This is a genomic window from Streptomyces sp. NPDC004561 (assembly GCF_053602155.1).
Genome location: NZ_JBSGDB010000060.1, coordinates 1 through 10,391, shown reverse-complemented (window position 1 = coordinate 10,391; position 10,391 = coordinate 1). Strand labels below are relative to the sequence as shown.

Annotated in this window: 9 protein-coding genes; 5 read left to right on the top strand and 4 right to left on the bottom strand. The window is 70.2% G+C overall.

Annotated elements, in window-relative coordinates:
* Window positions 1–132 precede the first annotated feature (132 nt).
* Window positions 133–1,854 carry an MFS transporter gene (locus tag ACWEN3_RS11250; RefSeq protein ID WP_452968566.1) on the bottom strand — a complete coding sequence of 574 codons (1,722 nt, stop codon included), beginning with the start codon at window positions 1,852–1,854 and terminating at the stop codon, window positions 133–135.
* Window positions 1,855–1,909: 55 nt separating this feature from the next.
* On the bottom strand, window positions 1,910–2,314 hold the full coding sequence (locus ACWEN3_RS11245; protein WP_452968564.1) for a MarR family winged helix-turn-helix transcriptional regulator: 405 nt from the start codon (window positions 2,312–2,314) through the stop codon (window positions 1,910–1,912).
* Between the two features lie 223 nt (window positions 2,315–2,537).
* On the opposite strand from ACWEN3_RS11245, the gene ACWEN3_RS11240 reads away from it, so the two are divergent.
* Window positions 2,538–3,077, top strand: coding sequence for a YbhB/YbcL family Raf kinase inhibitor-like protein (locus ACWEN3_RS11240; RefSeq protein WP_452968561.1), 540 nt, complete (start codon window positions 2,538–2,540; stop codon window positions 3,075–3,077).
* A 67-nt stretch (window positions 3,078–3,144) separates the two neighbouring features.
* On the opposite strand, the gene ACWEN3_RS11235 is transcribed toward ACWEN3_RS11240, so the two are convergent.
* The gene (locus ACWEN3_RS11235; RefSeq protein ID WP_452968559.1) at window positions 3,145–3,852 is read right to left on the bottom strand and encodes a GntR family transcriptional regulator; all 708 of its coding nucleotides are present in this window, start codon (window positions 3,850–3,852) and stop codon (window positions 3,145–3,147) included.
* 112 nt (window positions 3,853–3,964) lie between these two features.
* Here ACWEN3_RS11235 and ACWEN3_RS11230 point away from each other — a divergent pair, with 112 nt between their 5' ends.
* From ACWEN3_RS11230 to ACWEN3_RS11215, 4 genes are all read left to right on the top strand, one after another.
* The gene (locus tag ACWEN3_RS11230) at window positions 3,965–4,444 is read left to right on the top strand and encodes a MaoC family dehydratase (protein WP_452968557.1); all 480 of its coding nucleotides are present in this window, start codon (window positions 3,965–3,967) and stop codon (window positions 4,442–4,444) included.
* A 27-nt stretch (window positions 4,445–4,471) separates the two neighbouring features.
* Window positions 4,472–6,421, top strand: a complete 1,950-nt coding sequence (locus ACWEN3_RS11225) for an AMP-binding protein (protein WP_452968554.1) — start codon at window positions 4,472–4,474, stop codon at window positions 6,419–6,421.
* Window positions 6,421–7,584 carry an acyl-CoA dehydrogenase family protein gene (locus ACWEN3_RS11220; protein WP_452968551.1) on the top strand — a complete coding sequence of 388 codons (1,164 nt, stop codon included), beginning with the start codon at window positions 6,421–6,423 and terminating at the stop codon, window positions 7,582–7,584. Before ACWEN3_RS11225 ends, ACWEN3_RS11220 begins: the two co-directional genes overlap by 1 nt.
* A gap of 79 nt (window positions 7,585–7,663) precedes the next feature.
* A complete protein-coding gene (locus ACWEN3_RS11215) occupies window positions 7,664–8,800 on the top strand; it encodes a CaiB/BaiF CoA transferase family protein (RefSeq protein WP_452968549.1) in 1,137 nt (378 codons plus the stop codon).
* A gap of 81 nt (window positions 8,801–8,881) precedes the next feature.
* Here the strand turns inward: ACWEN3_RS11215 and ACWEN3_RS11210 are convergent.
* The coding region (locus ACWEN3_RS11210) for an FUSC family protein (protein WP_452968547.1) at window positions 8,882–10,391 on the bottom strand (1,510 nt) is incomplete at its 5' end.

Here is a 10,391-nt window from a genome sequence, read left to right as displayed (position 1 = left end):
CACTCAAACATATGGGTGCGGCGCCGGGGGCCCCCGGGGCGGGCCGACCCGGCCCGGGGCCGCCGCGGCCCCCGGGGGGCGGGCCCCCCCCCGCCCCCCCCCCCCCCGCGGGGGGTGTGTGGTGTGGCCGGCTCAGACCGTGCTGCCGCGCAGCTCCGTCAGGGCTTCCGCGGTCAGGTGCCGGGGCGTGCTGTCGGGATCGACCAGGACGACGGTGCAACGGGAACTGCGGGTGAGTGCGGTCGTGAAGCTGCCGTCGGTGAACTGGACGACGGGGCCGCGCGGCGAGCGGCCGACGGCCACCGCGCGGGCGTTCACTTCGGCGGCGTGCTGGGCGAGGACGCGGCCGGCGGCGGCGTGGTCGCCGACACTGCTGAGGATCTGGCCGGTGGCGGCGATGCCGCGGGCGGCGAGCCGGTCGAGGTGGCCGGTGACGGCGGCAAGGGCTTGGTCACCGGTCTCGGTGTCGGCGATCTGCTCCTCGACCACGGCGGTCTGCTGGACGTGGACGACCTCCAGTGGGCTGCCGGTTTCGCGGGCGAGACGTGCCGCGGCGTCGACGATCGCGGCCGCCTGGTGGTGATCGCCGACAGCGACGACGACCGGAGCCGTGCCGCCGCTGGGCGCGTCGCCGACGGGCGTGAGGGTCGGGACGACCGGCTCTCCTGCGCCGGCGTGCTGTTCGGCCTGACGGAGCAGGCGGTGCCCGCTGGCGAGGACGGGGATGGCGAGGAGGAAGGTGCCGGCACCGAGGTAGAAGGGGACGCTCAGGCCACCGGCGTCGGCCAGCTTGCCGGCGACGTACGGGGCCAGGCCGCCGCCGATGAAGCGCAGGAAGCCGTAGGAGGAGGAGGCCACGGGACGCTCGACCGGGGCGACGAGCATGACGGCCTGGGTGGTGAGGGTGTTGTTGATGCCGATGAAGGCACCGCTGACGACGACCGCCACGATCACCACGGTCGGGTTGCTCACGCCGGCGGCGATGACGGCCATGACGATACTCAGGCCGAGCAGGTTGGCGTACAGGACGGGGGCGGTGCCGAAGCGGGCCTGCAGGCGCGGGGCGAAGAAGACACTGAAGGCGGCCACCAGCAGGCCCCAGCCGGTGAAGACGAGTCCGAGTTCGTGGGCGCTCAGCTTCATCGGGTACGGCGCGTAGCCGAGCATCGTGAAGAAGCCCCAGTTGTAGAGCAGGGCCATGATGCCCATGGTCAGCAGACCGCGATGACGCAGCGCCTTGAGCGGCGCGATCGGTGAGGTCCGGCGCTCCGGCTTGGGCAGGGAGGGTACGAAGGCGAGGGTCGCGACCAGGGCTATGGCCATCAGGACGGCGACGCCGAAGAACGGGCCACGCCAGCTGATCGCGCCCAACTCCCCGCCCAACAGCGGACCTACGGCGATACCGAGGCCGAGGGCCGCCTCGTACAGGATGATCGCGCCGCCGAAGCCGCCGCTGGCGGAGGCCACGATGACCGCCAGGGAGGTGGCGATGAACAGGGCGTTGCCCAGGCCCCATCCGGCGCGGAAGCCGACGATGCCGTTGACGGACCCGGAGGTTCCGGCCAGTGCGGCGAAGACGACGATGATGGCCAGGCCTATGACGAGGGTCCGCTTGGCGCCGAAGCGGCTGGAGAACCAGCCGACGATCAGCATCGCGACCGCGGTCACGATGAGATAGCTGCTGAACAGCAGCGACACCTGGCTCGGCGATGCGTGCAGGCTCTGGGCCAGGGCTGGCAGGATCGGGTCGACCAGACCGATGCCCATGAACGAGATCACGCAGGCGAACGCCACGGCCCAGACGGCCTTCGGCTGCCTGAACGGGCTGGCAGTCTTTCCGTGCGGTCCACTCATTACCGCTTCTCTCCAGTCATGTAGGGACGGGGGCAGAGATCCCGACAGGGCGCGTTCAGGGACGCACTTGGCGATCCCGAATCACGCGGGCAAGGGCAGGGAGCGCGACCTTCACCACGTGCCGCTCCGGTTCGGTCAGTTGCTCGACCAGCTCCCGCAGGGCTTCGGCACGCTCGGCACGCCGCTGCCGGAACAGATCCAGGCCCGTGTCGGTGGCCTCCACCAGCACGCCCCGGCCGTCGGTGCGGTCGGCTGTACGACGTACCAACCCCGCACGCTCCATGCGGGTGACGAGCTGCGTCATGTTCGGCTGGGAGACGTTCTCGGCCCGGGCCAGTTCGGTCAGTCGCTGGGGCCCCTCGCGGCCCAGCCGGCCGAGCGCGGACGAGGCCGCGCTGCCCAGACCGCCGGCCGTGGCGCTGTGCCGTACGTACCGGACCATCTGCTCCACCGCGGTCATCAGGTCCTCGGTGCACGCATCCGAGGGGGCAGGGGCCGCATCCCGATTCTGCATAATCGGATTATGCATCTATGTGTACTGTGAAGCAATCGAACGCGTCACCCTGGCGGGGAGGCTGCCGAGCGACGGCTCGACCGCTGGGCGACACCGCATCCGCAGAGTGATGGGTTCATCGCCGAACAGGCGCATTGTGGATAAATATCCGTGGACCAAGGAGACGCGCATGACCCATCCCTTCGATCCCTACAGCGTGCTGCCGCCGGTGCCGCAGTTCACGCTGCGCAGCACCGACATCGCCGACGGGCAGACCCTGGACATCGCCCAGTGCAGCGGCCTGTTCGGCGGCCCCGGGCAGGACCGGTCCCCGCAGCTGGCGTGGGAGGGCTACCCGGACGGCACGCGGAGCTTCGCGGTGACCTGCTACGACGCGGACGCGCCGACGGTGAGCGGGTTCTGGCACTGGGCGGTGTACGACATTCCCGCATCCGTGCACGAGCTGCCCGCCGATGCGGGCGCCGTCGGCGGAAAGAACCTTCCCGTCGGCGCCAAGATGCTGGCCAACGACGCGGGTCAGGCCGGCTACCTCGGCGCCGCACCCCCGCCCGGGCACGGCGCTCACCGCTACATCTTCGTCGTGCACGCGCTGGACGTTCCCACGCTCGACATCACGCCGGACGCCACCCCCGCCTGGCTCGGTTTCCAGCTCCTGGGCCACGCCCTGGCGCGGGCCACGCTCACGCCGGTCTACGCGACGCCGGCCTGAGCAGAGCGAGAGCCCGGGGCGGGTCGTCCCTGTCCCGGGCTCTCGGTCCCCTCTCGTGCCTCATGGCTCAGGGTGCCGGCTCCTGGTCGTTCCACAGGCCGCGTTCTTCCAGGACTTCGATCAGGCGGTCGGCGCCCGCGAGGATGTGCTGCTCCATGAGCGACCTCGCCTTGTGCGCCTGGTGTTTCCGCAGGGCGTCCAGCAGCAGGGGGTGCTCCGTCCGGGTGGCGGCGACCTGCCCCTCGATCGTGGCGTAGAAGCGGTTGGGCAGGTGCTTGACGACGGAACCCAGCAGAAGGGCGAGGCGGTGGGATCCCGCCGCCAGGTTGATCTCGCGGTGGAACGCGTGGCCGAGGCCGGCGACGCGTTCCATGTCGTCGGCCGCGACGGCCGCTTGATAGCGGTCCAGGATCACTTCGATCCGTGCGATCTGCCGCGCGGTGATCTGCCGCGCGGCGCGAGCGGCCAGCTCGCCGGACAGTCGTGCCTGGGCCCAGAACAGATCGCGTACATCCTGCCGGGTGAACGGTGCGACCACGAATCCGCGGCGCGGGACGAGTTGGACGAAGCCCTCGCTCCGCAGGGCGAGCAGTCCTTCGCGCACCGGTGTGCTGCTGACGCCGACCGCCTCGGCGACGCGCTCGGTGCGCAGGAAGTCACCCGGTCGTACCTCTCCCGAGATGATCAGCTCGCGCACGTAGCTCGCCACCTCCTCGGGAAGCGGCCGCCGTCGGCTCGCACGGTCATGGATCACGACCACGTCGTCGGTTCCCATCGGTCCGTCGCCTCCTCCTCGATCCCGGGATCGCTCTTGCTTGCGCATAATATATTTTGTATGTTCGCTCCGCATCACTGAGAGTCCACCGAAAGTGAAAGGGCGATCCCTCATGGCAGGTCTTTACTTCGAGGAGTTCGAGCCCGGTGCCGTCATCGAGCACGCGAACCGGCGGACGGTCACTGAGACCGACAACGTACTCTTCAGCACCCTCACGCTGAACCTGGCCCCGCTGCACCTGGACGCGGAGTACAGCAAGAACAGCATCCACGGTCAGCGACTGGTCAACAGCCTGTTCATCCTGGGACTGGTCTCGGGCATCACGGTTCCGGAGACGACCCAGGGCACCACGCTGGGCAACCTCGGCTTCCAGGAGATCAAGTTCCCCAAGCCGGTCTTCCACGGCGACACGATCCACGTCCGCACCGAGATCGTCGACAAGCGTGAGTCCAAGAGCCGTGACGACTCCGGGATCGTCACCTTCCGTCACCTCGGCATCAACCAGCGCGACGAGATCGTCTGCGACGCCCGCCGGGTCGGCCTGATGCTCAAGCGATCCGCCGCCGAGAAGGCGGACACGGCCGCCTCCTGAGGACGCGGCTCGCAGATAGGAGTCGGTATGCGAAACACCAGCTTGTTCGCCAGGCCCGACCACCCGGTGTGGGTGCCAGGCGAGGCCGAGCGCGAGCGCAGCCGCCTGCTCACGGCCATGCGCCGATGGGGATACGACAGTGTCGAGGAACTACACCGGGCATCCGTCGAGCACCCGGAACGGTTCTGGCGCGACGTCGTGGACGACCTCGACATCACCTTCTCGCGGCCGTTCGAGCGTGTCCTGGACGACAGTGAAGGCAAGCCGTTCCCCCGCTGGTTCGAGGGCGGACGCCTGAACGCGGCGACGCTGTGCTCCCACCGTCATGCGGTCGGCCCGCTCGCCGACAAGACGGCCGTCGTCTACGAAGGCGACGGAGGCCAGCGGCGCTCGCTGACCTACGCCCAACTGGATACGGAGGTAAGGCGGTTCGCCGCCAACCTCACCGGGCTCGGCGTCAAGCGGGGAGACCGCGTCGTCCTGTTCCTTCCGGTCGTCCCCGAGGCCACCGTCGCCTTCCTGGCCTGCGCGATGATCGGCGCCATCTCGGTTCCGGCCTTCACCGGCTACGGCGCCGAGGCACTGGCCACCCGGCTGCGCGACTCGGAGGCGGTCCTCCTGGTCACCGCCGACGGAACCACCCGCCGCGGCAAGCGGGTTCCGCTCAAGCGGACCGCCGACGAAGCCCTCGCGTCCGCGCCCTCGGTCCGCCACGTCGTCGTGGTCCGCCATCTCGCCGACGGCGTCGACATGGTCGACGGGCTCGACGTCTACTGGGACGAACTCGACCCGCACCCGGCCCCCGTCGACACGGTCGACGCCGACCCCAACGAGCCGCTGACCATCGTCTACACCTCGGGAACCACCGGGGCCCCCAAGGGGATCGTGCATTCCCACGGAGGCCTGGCGGTGAAGGCGGCCGCGGACTTCGGCTACGGCTTCGACGTGCACAGCGAGGACGTCATCGCCTGGATCAGCGACATGGGCTGGCTGGTCGGCCCGCTGCTCATCATGGGCGGCCTGCAGCTGGGCGCCACCGTCGTGTTCACCGAGGGCGTGCCCAACCGCCCCACGCCGAAGCGACTTTGGGAGATCGTCGAACGCAACGGCGTCACCCTGCAAGGAGTCGCCCCGACCGCGATCCGCGCCGTGATGGCCGGCAGCGACGGGGAGTTCGGTGACCTCGGCAGCCTGCGCGCGTTCGTGTCCACCGGCGAGGCCTGGGACGAACCGACCTGGCGGTGGCTGTTCGAGACCGTCGGCGAGTCCCGGCGCCCGATCATCAACTACAGCGGTGGCACCGAGGTCGGCGGCGGCCTCCTGAACAGCTATCCCTTCCTGCCCATGGAGCCCGCTTCCTTCAACGGGCCGCTGCTCGGCATCGACGTCGCGGTCCTCGACCAGGACGGCCGGCCGGCCGTGGCCGAGGTCGGCGAGCTGACGGTGCTCAACACGTTTCCCGGCATGACGCACGCCTTCTGGCAGGACCGCAAGCGCTACCTGGAGACGTACTGGAGCCAGTGGTACGGCGTCTGGCTGCACGGCGACCTCGCGAGCGTCGACCACCACGGCACCTGGCGCATCCACGGCCGCTCCGACGACACCATCAAGGTGTCCGGCCGCCGGGTCGGCCCCGCCGAGATCGAGGCGTCCCTCCTCAAGGACCGCCGGATCGTCGAGGCAGCCGTCATCGGCGTCCCCGACGAACAGCGCGGGCAGCGTGTGGTGGCCTTCGCCGTGCTGGGCGACGCCGACATCGACCCCGACGCCCTGACCGCCACCGCGGTGCACAACGTCGGCCGCTCCTTCGCACCGACGCTGCACATCGTGGCGACACTGCCGAAGACCAAGAACGGCAAGATCATGCGCCGTGCCATCCGCGCCCGCTACCTCGGCGCGCCGACGGGCGACCTGTCCTCGCTCGACCCCATGACCCCCCTGGAGGACATTCCCGTCCTCGAAGAAGGAGCACACTGATGGCCACGACCGAGCTCAGTGATCTGGAGCTGATCCGCAAGACCGTCCGCGAGCTGGCACGCAAGTTCGACTACGGGTACTGGCGGGAGAAGGACAAGAAGGGCGAGTACCCCTGGGAGTTCGTCAAGGCCTTCGCCGACGGCGGCTGGCTCGGCGCGATGATCCCCGAGGAGTACGGCGGCCTCGGCCTCGGCCTGGCCGAGTCCGCCGTCATGATGACGGAGATCGCCCAGTCCGGCGCCGGCATGAGCGGCGGTTCGGCGATCCACTTCTACGTCTTCCCGCCGGCCCCGATCCTGCGGTACGGCTCGGAGGCAATGAAGCGCGAGTTCCTGCCCAAGCTCGCCAAGGGCGAGCTCCTGATGGCGTTCGCCATCACCGAGCCCGACGCGGGTGTGGACACCTCCCGCATCCGCACGCGCGCCGAGAAGATCGACGGCGGCTGGCGGATCAACGGCCAGAAGATCTTCATCACCAACGCGCAGAACGCCCACAAGATCCTGATCGTGGCCCGCACCTCGCCGCGTGACGAGAACAGGCCGCTGGACGGCATGACCCTGTTCTTCACCGACCTCGACCGCTCGAAGATCACCGTGCGCGAGATCGAGAAGCTCGGCCGCGCGGCCATCGATACCAACGAGCTGTTCATCGACAACCTCGAGGTCGGCGACGACGAGGTCATCGGCGAGGTCGGCCAGGGCTTCCGCTACCTGATCGACGGGCTCAACCCCGAGCGCATCGTCGTCGGCATGGAGGGCATCGGCCTCGGCCGCGCCGCGCTCGAACTCGCGAGCAAGTACGCCAACGAGCGCGTCGTCTTCAACCGCCCCATCGGCAAGAACCAGGCCGTCGCGCACCCGCTGGCCGACTCCTGGATCCGCCTCGAGGCGGCCGAGCTCGTCGCCATGAACGCCGCCAGGCTCTTCGACAACCAGCAGAACTGCGGCAAGGAGGCCGCCGCCGCGAAGTACCTCGGCGCCGAGGCGGGCTTCGAGGCGTGCGACCGAGCGATGCAGACGCACGGCGGCTACGCGTACGCCAAGGAGTACCACGTCGAGCGGCTGTGGCGAGAGGCGCGACTGCTCCCGAACGCTCCCTTCTCCCAGGAGATGGTGCGCAACTACATCGCCACCAAGGCGCTCGGGCTGCCCCGCTCGTACTGAGTCGTACCGACGAGCGGCCGGGCCGCCCACACCGCGGCCCGGCAGGTACGAAGGTCACCGGAGGAAAAGTGAGGACAACATGGGTGACGCGGTGAGCGGACCCCTGGCCGGAGTGCGCGTCGTCGTCCTGGCGGGCATGGGCCCCGTTCCCTTCACGGGGATGCTCCTGGCCGACATGGGCGCGCACGTCGTACGGGTGACCCGGCCGGCCAACCGGTCCGCACGTGCGCTGAGCCAGACCGACGGTCTGGGCCCGCAGCACGACCTGGCCAACCGAGGCGTGGACGCCGTGGCCGTCGACCTCAAGGACCCCGAGGGCGTCGAGACGGTGCTCCGCCTCGTCGAGGCCGCGGACGTCTTCATGGAGGGCTACCGCCCGGGCGTGGCCGAGCGCCTCGGCCTCGGACCGGACGTCGTCACGGCCCGTAACGCGGCTGTCGTCTACGCCCGCCTCACCGGCTACGGCCAGAGCGGACCGCTGGCGAAGGTGGCCGGTCACGACATCAACTACGTCGCCCAGTCGGGCGCGCTGCACGCCATGGCCCGGCAGGGCGAGGCCCCCCGGCCGCCCATCAACCTGCTCGGCGACTACGCGGGCGGCGGGATGATGGCCGCCTACGGGATCGTCTGCGCGCTCCTCGAAGCGCGGACGTCGGGGCGCGGGCAGGTCCTGGACGCCGCGATGCTCGACGGTGTGGCCGTGCTGACCGCCAAGCTGCAGGGCCTGCGGGCAGCAGGTCTCTACGATGACGAACCCGGAACCAACTTCCTCGACTCCGGCGCGCCGTTCTACGACACCTACCGGTGCGCGGACGGACGCTACCTCGCGGTGGGAGCGCTGGAGCCGGACTTCTACCGTGAGTTCACCTCGCGCCTCGGCGTGGACGTCGCCGACTGGCCGGACCAGAACGACCGGTCCGGCTGGCCGAAACTGCGCGAACTCATCGCGTCGGCGGTCGAGTCGAGGACACAGGCGGAGTGGGCGGACGTCTACGCGGGCACGGATGCCTGCGTCACGCCGGTCCTCTCGTTCGACGAAGCGGCCGATGACGCCCACAACACCCAGCGCCAGGTCTTCCAGCGCGTGGACGGCGTGCTCCACCCGTCGCCCGCACCGCGCCTGAGCCGTACGCCCGGGCGGGGCCCCGCGACGCCGAGCGCCGCGCCCGTCGAGGCGCGCGACCTGATCGAGTCCTGGAACGCTGGGTCCGCCTGACCCTCCGGTGACCGAAGGGGTGGTGCACGGGAACTCCCGTGCACCACCCCTTCAGTGATGTCCGACGGCCGCCGTTACCTGCTACGCCCCGGACTCCTCTGGGACGAGCGTGATGTCGCGGTGCAGGTCGGCGCCGGGTCGGTAGACCAGCAGGGATTCCGCGCGTGGTGGATGCGCCGGGCTGGACATGACCAGCGTGTACGCGCCCGGTGCCAGCCTTGTGACGGTGTAGCGGCCGCCGACCGTCCGCACCTGCGCCCGACGCTTGCCTCGGCTGTCCACCACCGTGATCCACGCCTCGCACCCGCCGTGCTCCGGGCAGCGGACCGAGCCCTGCAGGGTCACCGTCCCGTCGACGTTCTGGTCGGCGGCACGCAGGGCGCCGGCCGACGTGCCCGCGAGGACTGTGCCATGGAGCGGCCGGGTGCCTACCGCTACGGCGGGCGCAGCGGTCGACGTGGTGACCGTCAGGCCACGGTCCTGGGCGATGCTTGCCAACACCTCGTCCAGCGCGGCGAGTTCACACAGCGCCTTGTGCAGGCGGTCGGCGCTAGGTCCCACGGCCGGGTGCAGGACGGCCTTCAGTTCGGAGATCGCGGGGCTGATACGGACCCAGGTCCCGCCGTTCTCGCCGGTGGTGATCTGCCGGTCGAGCGCGCGAACGGAGGTGGTGAGGACCTCCGTGATGTGCTCGACTTCGGTGCGCAGCGGCGGGGCCAGCTCGATGTCGATGTCCGCCGCCGCGGCCAGGGACCCTGCGTGCCGGGTGGCAGTGCCGAGCAGCCCGAGCAGGTTGTCGGCGCCACGGCCCCGCGTTCCGCGCGGCATCCTGACCAGCGGTTGATGCACGCTCTTCATCTGGTACAGAGCGGCCTCCACGGCACGCGCCGCACCACGCAGCCGCACCGGCGCCTCGGGGTCCTTCCACCGCTCGGCGAGCCGGCCGATCAGCTCCTCCAGCGCGGACAGGTAGCCGTGCGCGGCCTCGCGGGAGATCTTCCGGGTCGACACCGGGAAGATCAGTACGGCGCAGAGGGTGGCCACCAGCATGCCCAGCGCGTTGTCGATCAGCCGGTCCGTCAGCAGCCGGTCCATCGTGTCGTACGGCGTGACGAACCCGTACAGCTGCACCAGCGCGACCACCAGCCCGGTGACCATGTAGGTGTAACGGCGCTGTACGCACGCGGCACCGAGGGACAGCCCGGCCACGATGACCAGCAGTGTCCAGTGGATGTGGCCGGGGCCGATGAGGCGCAGCAGGGCGATGCCGATCACCGCGCCGGCGAGCGTGCCCACCACACGGTGTGCCAGCTTGCGAAGCCGCTCATGCGTCGTGTTGGTCCCGAGCATGGCGACCATCGCGCCGATGATTCCCCAGTAGTAACGCTCCGGGTTGACGGCAACCGCGATCGGCAGGGTGATCGCGCCCGCGGCAGCGGCCTGAAGCGGAGCGCGCAACGCGGGGACGGCCCGCCGCAGACCCCGGCCGCTCTGCGCGGCAACCACACGACGGACCTGGTCTTCCGCTGCACCGGTCTCCTCGACCGTTTCCCCGCGTATGCCAGCGCGCAGGACGCCTGGGAGGGACGAA

Excerpts from the sequence above, each read along its gene's own strand:
- ACWEN3_RS11250 (WP_452968566.1), bottom strand. The coding sequence starts at position 1,854 with ATGAGTGGACCGCACGGAAAGACTGCCAGCCCGTTCAGGCAGCCGAAG.
- ACWEN3_RS11245 (WP_452968564.1), bottom strand. The coding sequence starts at position 2,314 with ATGACCGCGGTGGAGCAGATGGTCCGGTACGTACGGCACAGCGCCACG.
- ACWEN3_RS11240 (WP_452968561.1), top strand. The coding sequence starts at position 2,538 with ATGACCCATCCCTTCGATCCCTACAGCGTGCTGCCGCCGGTGCCGCAG.
- ACWEN3_RS11235 (WP_452968559.1), bottom strand. The coding sequence starts at position 3,852 with ATGGGAACCGACGACGTGGTCGTGATCCATGACCGTGCGAGCCGACGG.
- ACWEN3_RS11230 (WP_452968557.1), top strand. The coding sequence starts at position 3,965 with ATGGCAGGTCTTTACTTCGAGGAGTTCGAGCCCGGTGCCGTCATCGAG.
- ACWEN3_RS11225 (WP_452968554.1), top strand. The coding sequence starts at position 4,472 with ATGCGAAACACCAGCTTGTTCGCCAGGCCCGACCACCCGGTGTGGGTG.
- ACWEN3_RS11220 (WP_452968551.1), top strand. The coding sequence starts at position 6,421 with ATGGCCACGACCGAGCTCAGTGATCTGGAGCTGATCCGCAAGACCGTC.
- ACWEN3_RS11215 (WP_452968549.1), top strand. The coding sequence starts at position 7,664 with ATGGGTGACGCGGTGAGCGGACCCCTGGCCGGAGTGCGCGTCGTCGTC.